The organism is Burkholderia ubonensis (assembly GCF_001718695.1).
Lineage (GTDB): Bacteria > Pseudomonadota > Gammaproteobacteria > Burkholderiales > Burkholderiaceae > Burkholderia > Burkholderia ubonensis_B.
In genome coordinates this window covers 2,458,652-2,481,135 of sequence record NZ_CP013420.1, presented here as the reverse complement: position 1 = coordinate 2,481,135, position 22,484 = coordinate 2,458,652, and the positions used below count along the sequence as shown (strand labels likewise).

Here is a 22,484-nt window from a genome sequence, read left to right as displayed (position 1 = left end):
AAAATCGAGCTATGAAATCGCCTCTTTTCAACATTGACAGGCAAATTCAGGAAGTAGGACTTGCGGACAGTACAGGTGCGAGTATTGATGGCTTCATCACGACGCTTGCCTATATGTTTGTTGAACACGTAAGGCAACCCGAGTGGCTGTGGCAGCAGGTTACGCACTCCCCTCGAGTTTGGAGCACGCTTCGACGTCACGCCGACCGGCGGGTTCGTTTGGTAAGGGAAGGAATCGAGCTTGCAATATACGGACCACGGGAAAACTGTGGTTTCATCCGCACGTACAGATATCGTGGCTCGTTGGCTGCGGAAGAGGTTCGCGGCAAACAAAGCTTCGAGCACTCTAGCGCCGAGGTATTCGCAGACGAGGGTGTCTTGATAAGTGCTTTGCAGACGGAGAATACGATTCGAATCTTCCGAGACTGGCGAGACGAACAAGCCCGCCGCTACGCGGCTGCTACCCAGATGGCCGAGGGGCGAATTAGCAATACATCGGTAGAGAGAGCCGTCATCATAGGAAGCGGGAAAGGTTGCTTGGTTTGCGGCGCACCGGCGACGCGCTACGCGCACTCGACAGTCGGGAGCGGCTCGGCAGTGATGTTCATGTTGCAGCTTTGTGCTCAACACCTCGAGGAAGTTCAGACACACCCGTCTGTACTTTCTTTTATGAACGCGGTGTTTTCGATGGGCCTAGACCTCTCGAACCTCATTAAGACGAACTCAATACCGAAAGAGCTTATCGACCCTCTCGCGGAATATATGCGCGCGAATTTAGGCGCAACCTCGGTGGTGAGGGATGATCGGGATAATGGAACCCATCTCGCTTTCACTTACCCGTCCGGTTGGCAGTGGAAACTTAGACTGCGAACCTTCACCGATTACGCATACGTCCTTACGGATCCGTCAGAAGTACACAAGGCGAAGGTGGATTCGGCGGCCCACCACCCTGACGTACCATTTGGTCCGGATCATTGGCATGTAAATGCAGCCAAGAAAGTGAAGCGAGACACAATATTGCCTAGTTTTACCTACGGTCTGCCACTGTTCGACTTTACCCTGTTGTATCGAATCGCAAAGGAAAAGGGAGCAATTGGGGCGGAAGAGCAGAACTAATCAAGGGTAACGATGTTACATTGTATACGCACCTTCACTGCAGAATGCAATTTCGCTCCCGATAGGTAGGATGCGTTGCGCGGTGCGGACATCGATAGTCCGGATGCCGCGCACGCCCGGTCGCCTGCGCACGCGCTTGGTTTTCTCGATAGTTGCGGTCACTACTCATGCGCTGACGCTGCCGACGGCGCCGACGCTCCCGGTGGCATGTCAGAGCCGAGCAATAGCGTTGATTCGGAGCCTGCAAGCACGGGGGAACAATATTGCCGTATGCCTAACGACGGCGGACGGTCCACATGGCATGCCCCTCACTCGGAACGAGTGGGAGCGCCGCTTGAACGGCGGTGTGGTCGGCCGTCCCTCCAACCCGCCCGGACTCCTCGGACATCGCTGGAAAGGCCGTAGGGCTAGGGTGAGCATCCCAGTCTAACGAATTCGCGTCACAAGTCCGGGCAGTCCAACCATTTCGGTTCGGGTGGTCCGAACGGACAGACCAAGTTCGTTCGCAAGTGCTTGATTCTTAAGGGGGCGCAGTCTAGAGAATTCCGTTTCCCTGCAGTAGATAGACGCATATCCTGAGAAAAACGGACCCATAAATTGAGAAATTTATGGGTCTTTTTCATTGATAGCCAAGAGTTAAGAACAATCCATCGAGTTGTCCTACGCCCACCACAGGCAGAAGCGCTCGGCATTCAGTGCGGACCTATCATCGTTCCAGCGCCTGCCGCTCCGCCGCAGAAGCCCGAACTGGAGGTGCCCAGTGCTAACGCGCGCTTCGTAGAGCAGATGCGTGCGAGGCGCAATGCCAGCCTCGGGAAGAATCTCGGCAATCGTTGACGGTGGCGAGCGCAGCCGCGTGGCACGACTTCAGTCCACGCCGCCAGACGAAGCCTGAACTCTCACTTATGAATGCCTCATGCTCGAAGAACTCTACAATCGAATCTCATCCGCGTGCTGCTCTGTCACGGTCTTCCTTGACGACGAGAAAATCAGCGAGGGCTCAGGCTTTGCGTTTCTTCCGAACGGTCAGGTGATTACGGCCGCGCACGTCGTCACCGGGCGGTTCCCGATTCGGCACAGCGATTACATCGACCCGGCGCTAAAAATATTCTGCAAGTTCCAGGGTTTGCCGGTCGCAGAGTATGCGGTCCAGCTTTGCTCCATGAACATAGAAGTCCCGGGATTTTCGCAGCCGGTCCAGCTGGACATCGCGATGCTGAATCCGAAGGAGCCGTTTCCGACGGAGGTTCCTCGGATACCGGTCGTGCTTGGGGATACGCCGCGACTTGGCCAGCGCGTATTCCTGGCAGGCTATTCTGAAGAGCTGCGCCTCCCGTTCGACATTGACCGACTACTCTTGCCAGAGACAAAGGGCGCCGCCGAATTCAAGGCAGCCATGGACAAGGGCTACATGGCCGACATGACGGGCCCGCTCATCAAGCAAGGGCATATCGGCAACCTCAGGCGGATAGTGACGACAGTCTCTGGTCTCGGAACCCTCGAATGCGATGTCATGTATATCGACAACGCAATGCATCCCGGCGCCAGCGGCGGCCCAGTGTTCAACGAGCGGGGCGAGGCTATCGGGATTCTATCTCAGCGCGCTATGACCGCCGTTGAATACGGAGCCGATGGCCGAGCACGCGTGCCATCTGGTTGCACTATCGCTATCGGCCTCAACCCGCTTGCGTTTCTTGGCGGGCAGCCCCACGCCTCTAAATGATTGCGGCCGGCTCGAACAGACTGGATGACTTGGTCGACCGTCGTCTTGTTTAGGCTAGACTGGCGTTTCGCCAGCTCCGGAGGCAACCATGGTTGGCGTCCATTCGAAGAATGCAGAGCTCACAACCGCGCACCTGCGCGCCGTGCGGTGCTGGGTTGCCTCGCTTTGGTTGGCGGCGCAGCGCTTAGCGATGACATCAACTCGGTAGTCGAACGAACGTCGCGCGGTGTCGCGTACATGAAAGGCCTGAAGGTGCACACATGATTGTTCTGGAAGCGAACGAGACCCTCCGCTCAACGTGCGAAGAAGCCCGACATTTCCTGCGGCTCGGTCAGGCGGATAAAGCGGGGTCCGCCTGGTATAAGAGCTTCCTGGACCAGCCCACTGTACGGAGCTTCTTCAAGCGTTCCGTGTTCGGCAAGGGGACCGTGCTGCAGGTCACGGCGATTACTCAGGTCGCGCTCGCGTTCGTGGCTTGCGTCGACGACGAGCCGTCCGAGCTGTTGCCCACTGCCGCAGCTGTCCAGGCAGTGATGAAGCGCGCGGAGGCCTTTGAGTCTTCCCTGCTGGCTGAGACTTCCTTCTGGGTGCCGTCGCAGCTCCAGGCGAGTTTCTTTGGGCAGTTCAAACACCTGCACGATGTAGCATCTGCGGTCAAAACTCGCTCTGCCGGCCGCCCGGCATTCGAGGAACGGCGCACATTCGTCTTGCACCTTGCCCGAGCGCTTTACGAGATGTGCGGAGACTATCCGAACAAGTTCATCGCTACGGTGGCTGCGCGTGTTTGGGAAGACACCGAATCGCGCGCCGTCCGGAAAATCCTGACCGATGTCGAGCGAGCCTCCATCGCGCGTTACGTAGACGATAAACGGCGTCAAACCGCCGAGAGCGAGAACCTCGCGCACCTCGTGATTGCACGGGCAAGCATTCCGCCGAAGATGCTCCCCGCGGTCGCGCTGCCGCAGACAACCAGCGAGATATTCCAAGCGATGCTTGCGCTCGCCCAGCGCATTCCGGATGAGACTGACAGGATTGTCGCAGTCGACCACCTGGACATGCTCCGTCGCGAAATCGGTTTGGAGCCTGACCATCCCGCCGAATAACAGGCGGCCCAAATAGGCTCAAAAATGGCCGAATTTTGGCCGGACGATTCGGCGCTCGATTAGTCAGGTATTTCGGTAGCTACGTTTTGAAGCATGTGGCCAACAATGGACCTCATCCCCACTACGTTAGCGTCGAATGCACAAGCAAAACGGACGGCTGGACCATTCATTGTTCAGCAGCATCATCGCCAACTGGCCTGAGAACACCGCTGCGCATCAGCGCGCCCGCCTGCTCGAGGCGATGAAGATGTGCGGTGGCGTAACAACGTTGGAGGCGGTGCGGTTTCTCGACATCGTTGACCCGCGGCCGCGGATTGTGGAGCTCCGCAAGGAGGGATACAAAATTGCAACCCTGTGGAGCCGTCAGCCGTCCGAGTGCGGGCGGATGCACCGGGTCGGGGAGTATGCGCTTGTGAACAGCCGTCCCACGGCAGCATTCGGTGGACGGTCGGACATGCCGCGCACCGACTCCGGCCGGCAGATGACTCTTGCGTTGCAAATTTGAAGACCGGCTGCCAGCGACTCGTTATTTGTCCGGGTCGTGCCGGAGATAGCCAATCATGTGGCGAACTTTGTAGGGCAATCCCGTGCCGGCGTGGGGCGCAGCTGTCGAGAATGCAAGCCCTGGCCTAGTCGCGTCCTCGCGGTCGCATTCGATGCCCTGCTCGCTTTCCAGATACTTGGCCGATTGCTCCGGACGCGATTTTGCGTCTTTGTAATTCTGCAGGTAGATGAGGATGCCACCGGCGTCCGCATGAGGCTAGCCCAATTTCCGTCCCAGTCTTAGCTGGAAAATTCCGGCTCGGAGCACCCCTCTCCGTAGATCAGAACTCGACATAAGATACCGACTGCGACGCCACCAACTTCGGCGGCGTTGGACATGCGCACCGACAGAGGTCGTCACTAAGCGCCGACTGCCGACCATCCGGCCCGGTGCTCGAATGGCGCGGGCCGTCGCATACGATCATGCCAACTGTCTTGCACACCGGGCACCACACCTGATCGTGCTCGTACGCTTGTTCGCGATCGTGCAGTATGTCCCGTGCGTCACCTCCCTGCACGATGCCACCGACTGTCGTCATGTCACCTTTTAGGATATCAAATCGCCTCACGGCACGCCCCCCCTTAAACCGCACCGGGCCGCAGCCTCAAGCTGTTCAGCAATGTATCCCACGCCTGTAATGCCCGCGCTTCATCGACCGGAGAGGTTCGCTCTTCAGCCGGCATATCGTGACTACTGATATCTCCGAGAATCATTTGAATCGAAGTATGTGGCTTCGCCAGCGTACTCGGGTCACCCGGGGCAAGCAAAGAGAAGCGGTATTCGGTAACCCCTCCGTCTTTAGCTTCAAACAGTACTTCTTCCGCTTCGATGCCCGCGACTTTGCGATGGCCTTGGCGCAAAATACGGTAGTGTGCACCGATACTATCCAATTTCGCACGCAAATCAGGCAAGGTCTTCAGGAGCGAGGCGGAAGGATCGCGGTCTTGACTAACTGAATCGCGCATCTGAATCACTAGCAGTGCCGGGCGACTTTCCGGCATCAATGCGAACGACTGGGTAACCTCCTCAGAGTAGGTCGACGAACCAGTCACGATTCCACCATCAATACAGAATCCTGACTCTGTCGGTACCGACCAGTTGTCACGGCTCTTAATTCGACGGTACGTGTCCTTATAGATCTCCTCAGCCTGTCCCAGCGCCTCTGCCCCAATTCCACCAACAGTGTGAAAAAGATTCCCACCATCCAACAAATAGCCCTCGGTCTTGAAATCAAGCCCCGATTTTGAATAATATTCCTGATAGACAAATACCGCCGAATCATTTCGTGGACGCAACTCCTTCTCCAACCACGAATGATTAATCTTGACACCAGTTCCGGGATTTACTCGCTGCGAACCATTCAACCTCGAGCTCAAGAGCTTTACCTTCGAATCGTATTCGGCTGCCGAAGAATTATGTTTAACATCAATCTTTTCACCGCGAAATTCGTATGATTGATTCGATATTTCGCTCGCCACCGGGCGATCAAAGACAAAGCGACCGACACACCACGGTCGCGACTTGGACAACAAAGGATTAGTCACTGCCGACTCCCCCGAGAAGACAACTGAGCAGGCACACATACCTGCAACAATTAACGAAATAGTAGCGACACGTCTCAGCATTTCGGCTCCGGTGCATTCCAGGCAATCTGCACAATACTATAGAGCACCGACCAACGCGTCCACGGGTGATCGTAACTAAACTGATGTTGATACCCGCCTTGCTCGAAAACCATCTGTACACCTTCGGCCGGACCGCCGCCCACACCCGGCTTAAGGCCACGGGCCTGCGCACGAGCTGACCAGACCGGCACTGTTCCGTCTCCCGGAATGATACCGTTTCGACTTTTTTCCAAATCCTGATTTGGGCCACCGGGCAACGATGCAGTTCTCTGGACTTGAAACTCGATTGTTAGTTTGCGAGATTCCAGATGGATACGCAAAATCCCATCACGAGAATCAAACAATGGAGTAGCGGCAAGCAACTCCTCTTCCGTTACCCCTGCTGGGATGTTTCCGGTCCACACTGCATTCCCCCACGCCAAAAGCTTGTCGAGCACCTCTCCTTTCTCGATAGTTTGTTTTCCGGCGCTCTTTTCAGGCGGGCTGCCTTGCAGCTTAGGATCGAGTGCTCCATTCGCATAGGCAGCATACGTATTACCATGATACTTGTTGATAATATTTCTCTGATTCTCAACCGCCTTAGACAGCGTGTCTTTGAAATTTCCCAAGACCGTCTTATTAATTTTATTCTTTTTAAGCCTATCCTGAACAATTCCAGCCGGATCTAGCATTGACGCGTCCGGAACGAGTCCATACCATTTTGAGCTTGTATATATGTCATCATATGCATTACCGGCTTTCGGCAGTTTAACAACTGGATCTCCATTTATTCTTGCAAATATCCACCATGGCTCACCGTTGTTGTAATCTGGCATCGGCAACAGTTCGAGTGGCCCCGGCGCATTCGCCGTCACCGCAACAAACTCATTTTCATTTCTTCCCATCAACGCAGCATTCTTATATCCGTCTTGCGTGATAAATGTGGAAGGACCCTCGGTCTCCGCTCCCACCCTAAATCGCTTCGCCGCCAATGGTGCCCCAGTCGCCGGTTGCACGCCATGAAACACCCCATGCATTAAATCCGCCGCACCATGCATCGCAATTGCCATGCGTGCCACTAGTCCGCCCATCGAATGAGTTACGATTATCGCCTTACCGCTATGATTTTCTGCGATAATTTCCTTGATTCCCATCAAGTGTGTTTTTTTCTTGGATTTTGGATTGAAATAATCTGTACTTTCAATCACCTGCCTGGCGGAATCCGAATTCGATTGAAGCCAGTTATATCCAATCGCATACACTCGATATCTGAATTTCGTAAAATGATCAAATTTTGTCGAATCAGCCTCGATAGGTGCTCCGTTACCAAAGCCCCCGTATTTCTTCGGATCAGTCCCAAGTACCGGATGAAGCGCCCACTTCTCGCCAGTTGGATCAGGAGTGATCCACGGACCGAGTATTTTCCCAAAAAACTTCGGCGAGTTCAGCGTCTGCTCGAGCCATAAAAGAAACGGGTGGTAGCTCCAGCGATGTACTGACCCCCACCCTCTTCGCCGCGCTTCGTCTTCACTGATTGTCTTTCCATCCCCGACGTTGATGGGGCCAAGCGTAGTGACGGCCGCCTCTAACGGATTGAATTTTGTCTGGCGCTCGGCCGCATTTTGGTGGTAAGCACCATATAACCAAGGCGCTGCGGCTGCCTTCGAACCTGTAGTATCCGCATTCGGCGGAAAAAACATTTCGTCGCCTGTATTTTTGTTGACCAACAGCGTGCCCATTACTCCCGGAATGAAAATCACCGGGATGATGGGCCGGACATCACACAGCAACTCCTTTTGCCGCGTATCACTCGCGGGGGTGAGCGTAAATTTTCCGAAAGACGAGCCGTCAGGCGCCGTGTGCCCCATGAGTTGCACAACATCCTGATCGAAGTCGTTATTGAACGGCGAAACTACGTTTGGATTACCTACCGGATTGGTGCCCATAGCATTCGCAAAATATGTTTAGATCTGTCAGACAATGTTATTGAGTATCGCCACCCGCGTCCGGGGTTCGCCTCAATGCATGCAGCATCAGTGATTCAACGTCATCGCTTTTTTGCTCGGCGACATGGCCCAGTTCGTTTGTCGTCCCGGTCAGGCGTGTACCGTCCCCGCGGATCAGTTCATACGGATGGTTTTTCAGCACCTCGCCCGTGAGGCGATCTCGCAGCACATACGGATCGTTGAACTTGGCTTGCGGCAGACTGTTCATATGCTGCGCAATCGAGCTCGGCCCCTGACGGCTGAGCGACGCCGATTTGATCGTGCGCGGACCTTGCGTGCCGTCTTCAATGCCAGCAGCGACCCACCGGGTGTACGAACCGCCCGCCTTGATGATGATTTCATCGGCATCGAGCACAATACGCTTGGCCTTCACGGTCACATCTTTACCGGCATTGACGTTCACGTCATCCGTGTTGGCCGACAGTTTGATCGGACCTTTAGCCGTCACAAAGAACGCTCCGAGCTTCTGGGCGAAGAAGCTCACCTTTTCCGCAGCCGCCACGACGAGCGACTTGCCGGTCGCCATATACGTGTTCTCGTTGCTGACGACGTTGATCTCTTTCTCGGCCACGATATGCGTCGAGTTGTCCGCAACCAAAGCGATGTCCTTCGGCGTCGATACCAATATGTTCGGCTGCGAAAATCCGTTGGCGCTGCCGGTACCGCCACCTGCAGTCACGCCACCCGACGTATCGCCCGACACTGGGTGCTGGATGTCCTTCGACAACGCTTTTAGCGCATCCTGTCCGGTTTGCAGCGATTCCGCCTGAGCGGTTGTGCTTGCGCTAGATAGCGATTCGACCAACATCCCCGCCTGCTGCAACTGCGACCGCGCCTCATCCACGCCCATCTGTTCGTCGTCGTAGGATTTCGAATGCGCACTGATGGACAATCCCTTGCTGGCGCGAACTGCACCGAACTCGTCGGCGTGCAGGATGAAACCGGCGCCCAGATACTTCCCGCGCGTGTTGCCCTCATGCTTGATCAGGTAGCCCTGCGTCAGCGCCGCATAGCTCTTGCCGGTGTAGCTGACCAGGCGTGTGCCGCCTTGATTAGTGGAATCGTCGTGGACAAAGGAGTTGTATGCTCCTGTCTTTCCGAATCCCTCGGACTTAAACCCGGACAACAATGCGTTTGAATGCCATGGCGATGGGGTTGCGCCTCCGTTGATACGCCCTAATACGAACGGCTTGTCACAGTCGCCGTTCCAGTAGCCGACGATGACCCATTCCCGCGCCCTCGGAACATGAACCGCTCCATAACCGTTCCCAGTATCCGATTGAAGCGATGACAGCAATGGCGAGGAGGTGAAAGCGTCTGGTGGATTCTTGCGGTCCCATGCGAAATGCACCCTGATCTGATTCCGGTCGTTCGTCCATGCTTCGGCGCCATCGGGCGTCACGACAAGCGCGTGTTCGATCGACATGATCGGCTTCGGATGATCCAGCGGACTCCGGTATTCGACTGCCGTGGGTTGCGCCTCGACTTCGATCACGAAAAATCCGGCTGAACCATCCGCAGCATGTCCAGGCGTCTTAAAGCGCTCACTGTGGATCGCCTGCTGCTCGGCCAGCGTTGCGCGAAGGCTCTGCGGAAACTCGGCCGTCTGCTGGCCAATCGGCACATTGTTCTCGATGAACCAACGTGCCTCGATCACCAGAAACTCTCGCTTCTTCGCATCACCGCCTTCGTGGCGGGGATGTCCGTTCAACACAAACCGCGAACCGGCATCGAGCCAGCGCACGCCTCCGACACCAAAATATCGGCTTGCTCGCGCATCCCATACTTCTACCAGCCGTCGAGCTCGCGCCTCGCCCGTGTCCGAACTGGAATAGCCGTAAGCCGTCGATTCGTAGACGGTCATCGGCACATCAGGAACGCTACGCTCGACTTTCTGGCGGCGCTCCTCCGCGACATAGCTCGTCGCGGCAAGTGCACTCTCAGCCTGAAAATCGGACGCGGGCCGCTTGTAATCAAATGCACGCGATATGTAGCGCGTGCTCTGCATCGTCTGCACCCCTGCCCAATGGGCGAAGCCATCCGATTCGTTGCTGTCGTTCGCCCGAATGAACTCAACTGCCTTGGCATCTGGGAGAGTCGAGACGTGGTCGACGATAACGAGCGTCGTCTTTGGAGCGTCGCCTTCAGCAACGTTTTCATGGATCCAGTAGAAGTACCAGCCCTCGGCCTCAGCCAAGCGGTTCACAAAGTGAAGATCGGATTCGCTTTGCCGGCACCACGAACGCTTGGCAGGATCGGACAACAGCGAGAAACGGTACTGTCCGCGTAGCTGCGGATACCGATCAAGCACGTCGGAAATGATCTCCCGGGCGTCTTTCTCGAGCCAGCCTTCTTCGTTATGGGTTTTCTCAAGGAAGACCAGCGCCGATGAAAACTCGATCTGGTATGTCGAAAGGCCGCCATTACCGCCCAAATAGGCGACCCGATGCACGAAGCCGTGAACCGGACGATAGACAGGAATCGCAAAGGGAGCAGTGACTTGCTGAATCTGCAAGGTCACGGGCTGATGCATCAGCGACAGCAGCGCAGTGTCGTCGCGCGTCGACGCAACGTCGATCGTGTACGAATAGTCGCGCCCGATTCTGGCCGATCCGCGCGCCCGTAACGGCACCAGCGCATTCTTGCCGAGCGGCGTATCCAGCATCAGCACTCGGCCCTGCTGCAAAACGCCGTTGCTGATCGCCTCATAGAGCTCGCGCAACTTCAAGTCCCCGAGTGCGGACGATCTGATATCCATTTTCGTTATCCTTCTTTCTCTCAGGTTCGACTGTCCACACTGTGACAAAGGACAGACGGCCATTGCGACGGCACCCAGTCGCTCGCGCGATTCTAATCCAAAGTCTGAGAAATATGGTTCGACTTGATAGAAGTTGACGACTTGCCATGTATTGAAGCGTGCACTCACGTTCCGGCACGATCCGCGAAAGCAAGTCTATGGTCAGAAATACGGTGAGCCGCACCTGGGCGGAGGCAATGAAATCGGAGGTTCAGCAATTGTTCGTCGCGAACGACAAGCACCATTTGGATCTCAGCCATGCCGTTGGCCGTTATCGCGAATTAGTCTTCAGCCTAACCGTCCGACGGAATCGCGAAACGCCGCTTAAGCTGGCCCCGTTTGTTGGGGCAGATCATGCCGGAGTGAACCTCATTGAATACACTGAGATGCCCGCATGACAGGACTCGGGTGGCAAGGGCAAGCGTAAAGGTCACCGTCAAGACCGGCGTGCTTCCCATGAGTGAATCCGGCCGCCGTGGCCGGCGGCCGCAATAACGTCGGTCGACCCGCAAGCCGAGCCGTGAACTTCGGCGCTGACGATCTGCCGTCTTGAGATAGCACCGTTCCATTATGCTTCGGCCTATTTTATTAAATATGCGAAGTCATATCACCTGCGTCACTGGCGAACCATTGGACCGATACGAAAGTTTTTCTACGTTTGACAAAAATCTTCTTTACGCATCTGCCATGTGGCTATTGAGCATCCAAATCGATTTATGAGATGCACCGCGGACTAAACTATCCGTGGCGTGCGATATATAAAAGATCGCATTGCTAGACACAGCGGATCAGAAGAACCGCTGAAGAGAGAAAGCAAAGCAGTAAGAGCGCGGGCCGCATGGGCTGCCACCCATACGACCCGCTGACCACAACCAACTCAACCAAGGAGTCGGAAATGGCTGTCCCGAATATTAAATCGCTTCCTAAGAAACGCAAGCCCCAGCGCGACCCAACCACCATGCTTCAGCTGATCCTCCGCAGCACGCCTGACCGGCCCAGGAGAGGCTGGCCGTACATGCCTTGGATGAGCGTCATCGATGCGCACTTCAAGCTGTTCGGATTCGAACCGGGCGACCGCGTCTATTTCGAGATCAACCACGATACCCGGCAAATGCACATCACGCCGCACTATGGCGATCTCGATTTCCGCGAGCAGCCCTACCATCAACCGGATTGACGGCGACTATTCGAGCGCTAAAGGGTCAAGGGCCGCGTTACGCGGCCCTCACTGCCTCCGCAACGGCCCGCCCCCGGAGAGACCATCTCCATGCGCTCTTCCCGAGCGCGGAAAGCAGCGCAGTTTTCGACAGCCATCGTCAACAACCGTCACACCAACGGTCAACAGATAGATGCTGATGATCTTCGGTGGCCGGATTTTTCGGAGGCCACAAATGCAAAAACCCCCGCCTTATCGGGCGGGGGTTCCTGGCTTAGGGGAGCCTGACGATTACCTACTTTCACACGGGAATCCGCACTATCATCGGCGTAGAGTCGTTTCACGGTCCTGTTCGGGATGGGAAGGGGTGGGACCGACTCGCTATGGTCATCAGGCAAAGAGGGTTGTTCTGCTGGCGTGGCCAACAGAACCAATCTGGGAAGAAGCAGTAATCTTGAGTTGTGTGTATCACACACGAGAATCCAACATGTCGCTCTGGATCGCGGCCAGTGCTTTCGCACGGCGCCGATCTACAAGGCAGACTTGTTATAGGATCAAGCCTTACGGGCAATTAGTATCAGTTAGCTGAACGCATTACTGCGCTTACACACCTGACCTATCAACGTCCTGGTCTCGAACGACCCTTCAAGGGGATCTAGTCCCCAGGGATATCTCATCTTAAGGCGAGTTTCCCGCTTAGATGCTTTCAGCGGTTATCTCTTCCGAACATAGCTACCCGGCGATGCCACTGGCGTGACAACCGGTACACCAGAGGTTCGTCCACTCCGGTCCTCTCGTACTAGGAGCAGCCCCCTTCAAATATCCAACGCCCACGGCAGATAGGGACCAAACTGTCTCACGACGTTTTAAACCCAGCTCACGTACCTCTTTAAATGGCGAACAGCCATACCCTTGGGACCGGCTACAGCCCCAGGATGAGATGAGCCGACATCGAGGTGCCAAACACCGCCGTCGATATGAACTCTTGGGCGGTATCAGCCTGTTATCCCCAGAGTACCTTTTATCCGTTGAGCGATGGCCCTTCCATACAGAACCACCGGATCACTATGACCTGCTTTCGCACCTGCTCGACTTGTCGGTCTCGCAGTTAAGCACGCTTATGCCATTGCACTATCAGCACGATTTCCGACCGTACCTAGCGTACCTTCGTACTCCTCCGTTACGCTTTGGGAGGAGACCGCCCCAGTCAAACTGCCTACCATGCACTGTCCCCGACCCGGATCACGGGCCAAGGTTAGAACCTCAAACAAACCAGGGTGGTATTTCAAGGACGGCTCCACCGAAACTAGCGTTCCGGTTTCATAGCCTCCCACCTATCCTACACAGATCGGTTCAAAGTCCAATGCAAAGCTACAGTAAAGGTTCATGGGGTCTTTCCGTCTAGCCGCGGGTAGATTGCATCATCACAAACACTTCAACTTCGCTGAGTCTCGGGAGGAGACAGTGTGGCCATCGTTACGCCATTCGTGCAGGTCGGAACTTACCCGACAAGGAATTTCGCTACCTTAGGACCGTTATAGTTACGGCCGCCGTTTACCGGGACTTCAATCAAGAGCTTGCACCCCATCATTTAATCTTCCGGCACCGGGCAGGCGTCACACCCTATACGTCCACTTTCGTGTTTGCAGAGTGCTGTGTTTTTATTAAACAGTCGCAGCCACCAGTTTATTGCAACCCCTTCACCCTCCTGGCGCAGGCCAGTCAAGCTACAAGGGCGTACCTTATCCCGAAGTTACGGTACCAATTTGCCGAGTTCCTTCTCCCGAGTTCTCTCAAGCGCCTTAGAATACTCATCTCGCCCACCTGTGTCGGTTTGCGGTACGGTCATCGTTAGACTGAAGCTTAGAGGCTTTTCTTGGAACCACTTCCAATTGCTTCGCTCCCGAAGGAGCTCGCGCCACACCCTTGAATTACGCACCCGGATTTGCCTAAGTGCCTTCTCCAATGCAGCGACCGGGACTTCCAACACCCGGACAACCTTCCGCGATCCGTCCCCCCATCGCATCTAACAATGGTGCAGGAATATTGACCTGCTTCCCATCAGCTACGCATTTCTGCCTCGCCTTAGGGGCCGACTCACCCTACGCCGATGAACGTTGCGTAGGAAACCTTGGGCTTACGGCGAGGGGGCCTTTCACCCCCTTTATCGCTACTCATGTCAGCATTCGCACTTCCGATACCTCCAGCACCCTTTACAAGGCACCTTCGCAGGCTTACGGAACGCTCTCCTACCATGCGTGCAAAGCACGCATCCGCAGCTTCGGTATATAGCTTAGCCCCGTTACATCTTCCGCGCAGGACGACTCGATCAGTGAGCTATTACGCTTTCTTTAAAGGGTGGCTGCTTCTAAGCCAACCTCCTGACTGTTTTAGCCTTCCCACTTCGTTTCCCACTTAGCTATATTTGGGGACCTTAGCTGGCGGTCTGGGTTGTTTCCCTCTTGACACCGGACGTTAGCACCCGATGTCTGTCTCCCGTGATTGCACTCTTCGGTATTCGGAGTTTGCTATGGCGGGGTAATCTGCAATAGACCCCCCAACCATGACAGTGCTCTACCCCCGAAGGTGAGACACGAGGCACTACCTAAATAGTTTTCGGAGAGAACCAGCTATTTCCAGGTTTGTTTAGCCTTTCACCCCTATCCACAGCTCATCCCCTAACTTTTCAACGTTAGTGGGTTCGGACCTCCAGTACGTGTTACCGCACCTTCATCCTGGCCATGGATAGATCACCTGGTTTCGGGTCTACGCCCAGCAACTGAACGCCCTATTCGGACTCGCTTTCGCTACGCCTGCCCTATACGGTTAAGCTTGCTACTGAACGTAAGTCGCTGACCCATTATACAAAAGGTACGCCGTCACCCCTTACGAGGCTCCGACTGTTTGTATGCATGCGGTTTCAGGATCTATTTCACTCCCCTCCCGGGGTTCTTTTCGCCTTTCCCTCACGGTACTGGTTCACTATCGGTCGATCACGAGTATTTAGCCTTGGAGGATGGTCCCCCCATCTTCAGACAGGATTTCACGTGTCCCGCCCTACTTGTCGCACACCTAGTTCTTTCATACTGTTTTCGCCTACAGGGCTATCACCTGCTATGGCCGCACTTTCCAGAGCGTTCGGCTAACAATACAAATAAAGAGTGCAAGGCTCATCCCATTTCGCTCGCCACTACTTTGGGAATCTCGGTTGATTTCTTTTCCTGCGGTTACTTAGATGTTTCAGTTCACCGCGTTCGCTTCTCTGGACCTATGTATTCAGTCCAGGATGACCCAAAAGGGCCGGGTTTCCCCATTCGGACATCTACGGATCAAAGCTCGTTTGCCAGCTCCCCGTAGCTTTTCGCAGGCTACCGCGTCCTTCATCGCCTGTGATCGCCAAGGCATCCACCACATGCACTTGTTCGCTTGACCCTATAACGAGTCTGTCTCATCGACAGTCGCTACAGGTTGAGTTCTCGCGTTGTGCCGTATTCCAATTGAGTCGAACATGAAGTTCGAATCATCTTGAGATACATCGATACAATCACAACCCGGATAGCTTTCACGTCCATCTCGAGACGCTTCCGCTATCCAAATTACTTACTTCTTCCAGATTGTTAAAGAACGACAGCCGATATGGTGTTACTCATATCACTCTGACTGGCTCAATCGCCAATGAGAAAGACTCGAACGAAACACCGTTCGAATATTTTTCATTGAAGATTATCGAAAGCGGCCGGTATTATAACCGATAAAACCGCCAACAGACAGTCTTTCTTTCTAAACCAACAGCCGATAAGCGTGAGCGCTCAACTTTGCGAGAAGCTCTGGAAAGGAGGTGATCCAGCCGCACCTTCCGATACGGCTACCTTGTTACGACTTCACCCCAGTCATGAATCCTACCGTGGTGACCGTCCTCCTTGCGGTTAGACTAGCCACTTCTGGTAAAACCCACTCCCATGGTGTGACGGGCGGTGTGTACAAGACCCGGGAACGTATTCACCGCGGCATGCTGATCCGCGATTACTAGCGATTCCAGCTTCATGCACTCGAGTTGCAGAGTGCAATCCGGACTACGATCGGTTTTCTGGGATTAGCTCCCCCTCGCGGGTTGGCAACCCTCTGTTCCGACCATTGTATGACGTGTGAAGCCCTACCCATAAGGGCCATGAGGACTTGACGTCATCCCCACCTTCCTCCGGTTTGTCACCGGCAGTCTCCTTAGAGTGCTCTTGCGTAGCAACTAAGGACAAGGGTTGCGCTCGTTGCGGGACTTAACCCAACATCTCACGACACGAGCTGACGACAGCCATGCAGCACCTGTGCGCCGGTTCTCTTTCGAGCACTCCCGAATCTCTTCAGGATTCCGACCATGTCAAGGGTAGGTAAGGTTTTTCGCGTTGCATCGAATTAATCCACATCATCCACCGCTTGTGCGGGTCCCCGTCAATTCCTTTGAGTTTTAATCTTGCGACCGTACTCCCCAGGCGGTCAACTTCACGCGTTAGCTACGTTACTAAGGAAATGAATCCCCAACAACTAGTTGACATCGTTTAGGGCGTGGACTACCAGGGTATCTAATCCTGTTTGCTCCCCACGCTTTCGTGCATGAGCGTCAGTATTGGCCCAGGGGGCTGCCTTCGCCATCGGTATTCCTCCACATCTCTACGCATTTCACTGCTACACGTGGAATTCTACCCCCCTCTGCCATACTCTAGCCTGCCAGTCACCAATGCAGTTCCCAGGTTGAGCCCGGGGATTTCACATCGGTCTTAGCAAACCGCCTGCGCACGCTTTACGCCCAGTAATTCCGATTAACGCTTGCACCCTACGTATTACCGCGGCTGCTGGCACGTAGTTAGCCGGTGCTTATTCTTCCGGTACCGTCATCCCCCGACTGTATTAGAGCCAAGGATTTCTTTCCGGACAAAAGTGCTTTACAACCCGAAGGCCTTCTTCACACACGCGGCATTGCTGGATCAGGCTTTCGCCCATTGTCCAAAATTCCCCACTGCTGCCTCCCGTAGGAGTCTGGGCCGTGTCTCAGTCCCAGTGTGGCTGGTCGTCCTCTCAGACCAGCTACTGATCGTCGCCTTGGTAGGCCTTTACCCCACCAACTAGCTAATCAGCCATCGGCCAACCCTATAGCGCGAGGCCCGAAGGTCCCCCGCTTTCATCCATAGATCGTATGCGGTATTAATCCGGCTTTCGCCGGGCTATCCCCCACTACAGGACATGTTCCGATGTATTACTCACCCGTTCGCCACTCGCCACCAGGTGCAAGCACCCGTGCTGCCGTTCGACTTGCATGTGTAAGGCATGCCGCCAGCGTTCAATCTGAGCCAGGATCAAACTCTTCAGTTTAAACCTGTTACTGTTTTCGGTTCCGTTAAGAACCGGTCGCTCACTCAAAGCTGACAGGTATATGAATCTCTTCATAAACCTGACTTACTTTAGTGTGAGACTCTTGATACTTTCGCTTTCTGATCCGAAGATCAGCCCGCTTCCATCAAGCGCCCACACTTATCGGCTGTTAATTTTTAAAGAACGTCGCGTTTCAAACGTCTCGTTTGTTTCGCGTCTCAATCAAGAGAGGCCGAATTATGGTTTTCCCCTGCATCGGCGTCAAGCACTTTTTGAAAATTTTTTGACAAGCGGTGCGGCGGGGTCCGTTGAGCAGCCTTCCGCAGCCGTCAAATCGAGACAGCGGCGGCGCCCTTGAGCGCCGCCGACAGCCCCGCCGCATCGCGCGCAACCCGCGCCAGTCAACGCCCAACCATCGCCCTCACCACCCCGTCGCGCCGGATCAGCCCGTGATAGAGCGCCGCCGCGAAGTGCGCGACGAACGTGACGAAGAACAGGTAAGCCAACACCCGATGCGCGACCCGCAGCCATGCGAAGGTCGCCGGATCCGCCGAGACCAGCGCCGGCAATTGCACCCCGCCCCCGAGCGTCACCGGATACCCGCCGGCGGAGAGCATTGCCCACCCGATCAACGGCATCGCGATCATCAGCGCGTAGAGCGCGAGATGCGACCCAAGCGCCGCAACCTTCTGCCACCCCGGCATATCCTCCGGCAGCGCCGGCGCTTTCGTCGACAGCCGCACCGCGATGCGCACGCACACCAGCACCAGCACGGCGATCCCCAACGGCTTGTGCAACGCCACCAGGAAATCGTGTCGCCGCGAAACCGACGCCACCATCCCCACCCCGATAAACAGCATCGACAAAATCATCGCGGCCATCACCCAATGCAGCACCCTCGCCGGCAAGCCAAACGTCGTCGTTCCGTTCATCATCGTCCCTCCGCAGTCAATCGCGCCGCCCCGGCCACGCCGGCCTCTTCACTTGTCCTGCGCAGATACGAATCCGCATACGCCGCCGACCTCGCCGCCAGCAACGGATCCCCCGAAGCCTGAATCCCTTCCGGCAGCACCGTCGGGTCGTAATTCACATCCCGGCACGGCCCGCTGTCCTGCTTCGCCACGCGATCGAGCACCAGCGTCCCCGCATCGATCGTCGTCCGTTGCGCGGGCCAGGCCTTCGTCGCGTCGTCCACCGGATCGCCGGGTTCGGCCAAGGTGACGAGCATCTTCCACTTCTGCGCACCGCCAGCGATGCGGCGCGTGACGTCCTGCTGCAGCACGTTCGGATCGGCCGCCGTCGCGACGTCCGCGGCGCCGGCCGTCTGCTCGGGCACGACGCGCCATCTCACCGCGTGCCGCTGGCCGGCGGCGTCGACGAAGTAGAACGCGTTCAGCCCGTAATAGCTTTCGGTGACGTAACTCGCACTCGGCTTCGCCCCCTTCACCCACGCGCGAAACGCGGCCGTCTCCGGATGCGCATCGAAGAACGCCTTGAGCTTCGCCGGATCCGGCTTGCCCGTCGCCGGGTCGGGCGCGGTCGCGAGCAGCTGCTCGTAGAACGCTTCCGGCGTCGCCACCGGAAACACCGGCATGCTGTTCATCCCGGTCCGCCATTGCTCCCCATCCGGCGCGGTGAGCCGCAACGCCATGCTGCGGATCGGCACGCTGCTGTCCGGCGCATACGGATTCCCGCCCGGCAACGCGAACCGTCCGACCACCGGCGTCCTCACCGCCTTGAAAAAGGGTGCGGTCGAATACGCACTCGCCGCGCCATTCCCGTCGAAGTACCCGGTCACGCACACGCCCTTCGCGTGATTGCGCCGGTACCCGGGATGCAGGCCACCGTTCGCCTGCAGCGCATCGACGAGCTTTTGCGGCGTCAACCGCGCCGGCGCGAGCCACCCGCCGACATACCCGAACGCCGCCGCCACGCCGGCCGCCGCGCCGCCGATCACGGCCCAGCGCCACCATCCGCGCCCAGGCTCGCGCGGCGGCGAAGAAGAAGATTGCTTCATGGATGCACTCCCGATCGTCTGATCATTGTCGAACGGGAATAGGACGCCGCCCGCGTCGCTTTATTCCACGAAACAATTTTTCGTATGCTGATGGAATAAGCGGTGCCGGGCGGCGTCTTACCCGGCATCTCCACGCCTTTCGGCTCGCCCCCGGCCATGCCTTCAAACGCCCCCGACGACGACGCGTTGCGCGAACTGATCCCGCGGCTGCGCCGCTTCGCGCTCTGGCTGACCCGCGACGTCCACGCGGCCGACGATCTCGTGCAGTCGACGCTCGAGCGCGCGCTGTCGCGCTGGTCGAGCCGCCGCGACGACGCGTCGCTGCGCAGTTGGCTCTTCACGATCCTGTACCGGCGCTTCCTCGACGGGAAACGCAGCGCGAAGCGCTACGCGTGGCTGCTCGGCCGCCTGCAGGAACCGGACGAGCCGCACTGGCCGTCCGCCGAACGCGAGTTCGCCGCGCGCGCGACGCTCGAAGCGTTCGGCCGCCTCTCCGACGCGCAGCGCAGCCTGCTGCTGCTCGTCGCGGTCGAGGGCTTCAGCTACCAGGAAGTCGCCGATCTGCTCGACGTGCCGATCGGCACCGTGATGTCGCGGCTCTCCCGCGCGCGCCAGGCGCTGCGCCAGCTCAGCGACGGCGAAATCCCCGCCCCTTCACTGCGGTTGATGAAGAAATGAACATCCCACCCGACGAACACGACCTCCACGCCTACGTCGACGGCCAGCTCGACGACGACGCGCGCGCCACGGTCGAACGCTATCTCGCGCTCCATCCGGAGAGCGCGGAGCAGGTGAAGCGCTGGCGGCAGGACGCGCAGCGGCTGCGGGCCGCGCTCGAAAGCGTGCGGATGCCCACCGGGAATCCCGAGCTCGATCCGGCCGCGATTCGTTCGCGCCGCGCCGAACGCTCACGGATGCGGTTCGCGATGGCCGCTTCGTTCGTGTTCTGCATCGGGCTCGGCACGTTCGGCGGCTGGCAGGCGCGCGGGTGGAATGCGCCGCCGGCGGTCGCGCCGATGAGCGACGCGGTCGAGGCGTACAAGCTGATGGTGGTCGATCAGGTCGCGAAGGTGGATTTCCGGCCGACGAGTGCGAAGGATCTGCATGGGTGGCTCACCAGACGCGTCGGCGCGTCGGCGAAGCTGCCGGACTTGAGTGCCGCAGGGTTCAAGCCGATCGGCGCGCGGTTGTTCATGACGGACAGCGGCGCCGCGGCGGCGATGGTGCTGTATGAAGACGATGCGGGTCGCACGCTGAGCTTCTATCTGCGGCCAGCGGAAGCGAAAAATCGGCTGCTGCCCGCGGGGCAACGCGTGGACGGCGCGTTGATGGCGCGGTATGGGTCGGTGAACGGGCTCAACTATGCGGTGGTCGGGCCGGCGAGCAATCTCGGTGAGCAAGCCGTTGCGAGGGCGTTGGATCAGCAGATTTGAGGGGGGTGATGTCGGCGGGCCGGCTGGTGGAGCTCGGCCAGCGCTCAAAGCGCTCATGTGAGACGTTCAGATCCACAGCGTTGGGAGTCGCTTTTGTGGCGGTTGTCCACACAGAGAGTCTCGTCTCGGTGCGTTCGCAGATCGGCGTGTCTTGCACGATTCCGGTGTCGTGCGGTTTGGCGTCTTCTGCGCGCGGGATATCAACATCAGTCTCGGCAACTCTGCATGCAGCCTCTCGTCGAACCGCCCATCTTCGGGTTACACAGCGTTTCGAGTGACTTCGGGCGGCGATATCCACACAGCTTTCACTGAGCCGGCATAGCGGATCTCGGTTCGGCTGCGCTCGCGGTGTTCGCATGCGCGTCAGTGCTTCGAACTCGTGCTTTTTGTCGACGGGCACACCGTTTCCGATTGTGTTGCGTGCCGGTTGTCCACACTCAGAAGCCAAGTGCTACGGCAGCACGGGCGGCATTTGCCCGCCCTTGCCGTCTGCGCACTACGCGCGCTTCACCAGATGCCACGTCACCCAGTGCACCTTGAGCTCGCCAAGATTGTCCCTGATCAGCATGTCCGGCATCGCAGCCCCGGCTTCGACGCGCAGCGTCTTGCCGCCGTATTCATCCGTTTGCCATTCACCGGAAACCGGGCAGATATCGCCGGTCCGGACCGGCGCGACGGTTTCACGATTCGGCTGCGACGCCGACGGCGGCTCGAGGAAGTACTGCGATTCGTCGGGGATGATGCCGTCCGCGTATCGCTTGTCTTCCCACAACAGTCGCCAGTGCGTCTTGACGAGCGCTCCCGTGTCGTCATCCCTGAGGTTCGGCGCGCGAATGTCGCGAATGAAATAATTGAAGCAGCCGTTGCCGCGCAAACTGCGATTGCCGACCGGCACGACGCCCAGCAACTTCGATTGCTCGACAACAACGGGCTCCCAGATGCCGTCACAAGGCACCTTGTCGCCGGACTTGATCACCGGGCCGACGGCTTCCGGAACCTCCGGCAAGTACGCCGGAAACACCGGATACGGAAGCGTGTAGAAGCTGTGCTTGTATGCATTCGGGGACAGCAGCAGCCCTACCGAGCGCAGTTTTGCGAGGTCGGCATGTCCCGGCTCGAACGGCGCATACTCCACCTGGTATTCCGATGCGTGCAGCAGCTTGGCCAGCGCGTCGACCTTCGGCGGATAGGCGGCAGCCTGCGCACCGCGGTCCCAGTAATCGGGATGAGGGAAGAAATATGCGTTCAGATGCTGATACCGATCGACCGCGTATTGCAGCGGCTCACCGCGCTGCCAGACGAACCGGTTCCCTCGGGCCAGTTCGGACAACCCTCGATCGTAGGCCGCAAGAATCTCGAAGATGGTCGGCAAATTGTCTGCCGGCATGGTCTCCGGATCATCTTCGGGCCAGGTCTTCACCGCGTTCTCGTATGCGTTCGCGAAGATCGCAAACACATCGCGCTTGCGCTTCCAGAGCGAGAAACTGGTCAGGCGTTGAAGCAGCCAGAAAATCCTGCGCCGCGTCGCGTCGTCCGTCATGTCGTACTGCTTGATCGTATTCGTCATCGTTGAACTTCGTACCACGCTTCCAATTCGCGTCGTGGGACTCACGTTGCTGTCG

At 57.2% G+C, this 22,484-nt stretch carries 15 protein-coding genes and 3 rRNA genes; 8 read left to right on the top strand and 10 right to left on the bottom strand.

Translation table 11 applies throughout. The annotated features are described in order from the left end of the window. The first annotated feature begins 11 nt into the window (after positions 1 to 11). The 4 genes from WJ35_RS31190 to WJ35_RS11330 all read left to right on the top strand — a co-directional run bounded on the left by WJ35_RS31190 (position 12) and on the right by WJ35_RS11330 (position 4,446). Positions 12 to 1,115 carry a hypothetical protein gene (locus tag WJ35_RS31190; protein ID WP_155121893.1) on the top strand — a complete coding sequence of 368 codons (1,104 nt, stop codon included), beginning with the start codon at positions 12 to 14 and terminating at the stop codon, positions 1,113 to 1,115. Between the two features lie 916 nt (positions 1,116 to 2,031). Continuing rightward, positions 2,032 to 2,838 carry a S1 family peptidase gene (locus tag WJ35_RS11340; protein ID WP_046423681.1) on the top strand — a complete coding sequence of 269 codons (807 nt, stop codon included), beginning with the start codon at positions 2,032 to 2,034 and terminating at the stop codon, positions 2,836 to 2,838. Positions 2,839 to 3,098: 260 nt separating this feature from the next. Continuing rightward, a complete protein-coding gene (locus WJ35_RS11335; protein WP_224056256.1) occupies positions 3,099 to 3,941 on the top strand; it encodes a hypothetical protein in 843 nt (280 codons plus the stop codon). A gap of 136 nt (positions 3,942 to 4,077) precedes the next feature. Beyond that, complete coding sequence (locus WJ35_RS11330) at positions 4,078 to 4,446, top strand: helix-turn-helix domain-containing protein (protein ID WP_059474639.1); 369 nt, start codon at positions 4,078 to 4,080, stop codon at positions 4,444 to 4,446. Positions 4,447 to 4,765: 319 nt separating this feature from the next. On the opposite strand, the gene WJ35_RS29955 is transcribed toward WJ35_RS11330, so the two are convergent. Genes WJ35_RS29955 through WJ35_RS11320 form a run of 4 tightly spaced genes read right to left on the bottom strand, consistent with a single transcriptional unit; the run spans position 4,766 to position 10,853 of the window. Next, positions 4,766 to 5,053, bottom strand: a complete 288-nt coding sequence (locus WJ35_RS29955; protein WP_080484292.1) for a PAAR domain-containing protein — start codon at positions 5,051 to 5,053, stop codon at positions 4,766 to 4,768. A 13-nt stretch (positions 5,054 to 5,066) separates the two neighbouring features. After that, positions 5,067 to 6,110 carry a T6SS immunity protein Tli4 family protein gene (locus WJ35_RS29950; protein ID WP_224056255.1) on the bottom strand — a complete coding sequence of 348 codons (1,044 nt, stop codon included), beginning with the start codon at positions 6,108 to 6,110 and terminating at the stop codon, positions 5,067 to 5,069. Next, positions 6,104 to 8,035, bottom strand: coding sequence for an esterase/lipase family protein (locus WJ35_RS29945; protein ID WP_080484289.1), 1,932 nt, complete (start codon positions 8,033 to 8,035; stop codon positions 6,104 to 6,106). The genes WJ35_RS29950 and WJ35_RS29945 overlap by 7 nt, the downstream gene beginning before the upstream one ends. Before the next feature lie 37 nt (positions 8,036 to 8,072). Next, positions 8,073 to 10,853 (bottom strand): type VI secretion system Vgr family protein, encoded by a 2,781-nt coding sequence (locus tag WJ35_RS11320; RefSeq protein WP_069239172.1) that lies wholly within the window; start codon positions 10,851 to 10,853, stop codon positions 8,073 to 8,075. Positions 10,854 to 11,011: 158 nt separating this feature from the next. On the opposite strand from WJ35_RS11320, the gene WJ35_RS32095 reads away from it, so the two are divergent. After that, positions 11,012 to 11,290 (top strand): hypothetical protein, encoded by a 279-nt coding sequence (locus WJ35_RS32095; RefSeq protein WP_124260315.1) that lies wholly within the window; start codon positions 11,012 to 11,014, stop codon positions 11,288 to 11,290. 497 nt (positions 11,291 to 11,787) lie between these two features. After that, positions 11,788 to 12,069 (top strand): hypothetical protein, encoded by a 282-nt coding sequence (locus WJ35_RS11315; protein ID WP_069239171.1) that lies wholly within the window; start codon positions 11,788 to 11,790, stop codon positions 12,067 to 12,069. Between the two features lie 261 nt (positions 12,070 to 12,330). On the opposite strand, the gene rrf is transcribed toward WJ35_RS11315, so the two are convergent. The 5 genes from rrf to WJ35_RS11290 all read right to left on the bottom strand — a co-directional run bounded on the left by rrf (position 12,331) and on the right by WJ35_RS11290 (position 19,429). After that, a 5S ribosomal RNA gene (rrf, locus tag WJ35_RS11310) occupies positions 12,331 to 12,443 on the bottom strand. A 155-nt stretch (positions 12,444 to 12,598) separates the two neighbouring features. Beyond that, positions 12,599 to 15,480 (bottom strand): 23S ribosomal RNA (locus WJ35_RS11305). A 399-nt stretch (positions 15,481 to 15,879) separates the two neighbouring features. Then, positions 15,880 to 17,412, bottom strand: a 16S ribosomal RNA gene (locus tag WJ35_RS11300). Together the 16S, 23S and 5S rRNA genes form the textbook arrangement of a ribosomal RNA operon. 401 nt (positions 17,413 to 17,813) lie before the next feature. Then, positions 17,814 to 18,347 (bottom strand): cytochrome b, encoded by a 534-nt coding sequence (locus WJ35_RS11295; RefSeq protein ID WP_069239170.1) that lies wholly within the window; start codon positions 18,345 to 18,347, stop codon positions 17,814 to 17,816. Continuing rightward, positions 18,344 to 19,429 carry a catalase family peroxidase gene (locus WJ35_RS11290; protein WP_069239169.1) on the bottom strand — a complete coding sequence of 362 codons (1,086 nt, stop codon included), beginning with the start codon at positions 19,427 to 19,429 and terminating at the stop codon, positions 18,344 to 18,346. The genes WJ35_RS11295 and WJ35_RS11290 overlap by 4 nt, the downstream gene beginning before the upstream one ends. Before the next feature lie 156 nt (positions 19,430 to 19,585). Between WJ35_RS11290 and WJ35_RS11285 the strand changes: the two genes are divergently transcribed. Then, positions 19,586 to 20,107: a sigma-70 family RNA polymerase sigma factor gene (locus tag WJ35_RS11285; RefSeq protein WP_069239168.1), complete on the top strand. Its 522-nt coding sequence runs from the start codon at positions 19,586 to 19,588 to the stop codon at positions 20,105 to 20,107. After that, positions 20,104 to 20,862, top strand: coding sequence for an anti-sigma factor family protein (locus WJ35_RS11280; protein WP_069239167.1), 759 nt, complete (start codon positions 20,104 to 20,106; stop codon positions 20,860 to 20,862). Before WJ35_RS11285 ends, WJ35_RS11280 begins: the two co-directional genes overlap by 4 nt. Before the next feature lie 496 nt (positions 20,863 to 21,358). Here WJ35_RS11280 and WJ35_RS11275 read toward each other — a convergent pair whose 3' ends face one another. After that, positions 21,359 to 22,429 (bottom strand): Imm72 family immunity protein, encoded by a 1,071-nt coding sequence (locus WJ35_RS11275; protein WP_069239166.1) that lies wholly within the window; start codon positions 22,427 to 22,429, stop codon positions 21,359 to 21,361. Positions 22,430 to 22,484: the final 55 nt, after the last annotated feature.

Excerpts from the sequence above, each read along its gene's own strand:
- WJ35_RS11330 (WP_059474639.1), top strand. The coding sequence starts at position 4,078 with ATGCACAAGCAAAACGGACGGCTGGACCATTCATTGTTCAGCAGCATC.
- WJ35_RS31190 (WP_155121893.1), top strand. The coding sequence starts at position 12 with ATGAAATCGCCTCTTTTCAACATTGACAGGCAAATTCAGGAAGTAGGA.
- WJ35_RS11315 (WP_069239171.1), top strand. The coding sequence starts at position 11,788 with ATGGCTGTCCCGAATATTAAATCGCTTCCTAAGAAACGCAAGCCCCAG.
- WJ35_RS29950 (WP_224056255.1), bottom strand. The coding sequence starts at position 6,110 with ATGCTGAGACGTGTCGCTACTATTTCGTTAATTGTTGCAGGTATGTGT.
- WJ35_RS11290 (WP_069239169.1), bottom strand. The coding sequence starts at position 19,429 with ATGAAGCAATCTTCTTCTTCGCCGCCGCGCGAGCCTGGGCGCGGATGG.
- WJ35_RS11335 (WP_224056256.1), top strand. The coding sequence starts at position 3,099 with ATGATTGTTCTGGAAGCGAACGAGACCCTCCGCTCAACGTGCGAAGAA.
- WJ35_RS11295 (WP_069239170.1), bottom strand. The coding sequence starts at position 18,347 with ATGATGAACGGAACGACGACGTTTGGCTTGCCGGCGAGGGTGCTGCAT.
- WJ35_RS11320 (WP_069239172.1), bottom strand. The coding sequence starts at position 10,853 with ATGGATATCAGATCGTCCGCACTCGGGGACTTGAAGTTGCGCGAGCTC.
- WJ35_RS11340 (WP_046423681.1), top strand. The coding sequence starts at position 2,032 with ATGCTCGAAGAACTCTACAATCGAATCTCATCCGCGTGCTGCTCTGTC.
- WJ35_RS11285 (WP_069239168.1), top strand. The coding sequence starts at position 19,586 with ATGCCTTCAAACGCCCCCGACGACGACGCGTTGCGCGAACTGATCCCG.
- WJ35_RS11280 (WP_069239167.1), top strand. The coding sequence starts at position 20,104 with ATGAACATCCCACCCGACGAACACGACCTCCACGCCTACGTCGACGGC.
- WJ35_RS29945 (WP_080484289.1), bottom strand. The coding sequence starts at position 8,035 with ATGGGCACCAATCCGGTAGGTAATCCAAACGTAGTTTCGCCGTTCAAT.
- WJ35_RS11275 (WP_069239166.1), bottom strand. The coding sequence starts at position 22,429 with ATGACGAATACGATCAAGCAGTACGACATGACGGACGACGCGACGCGG.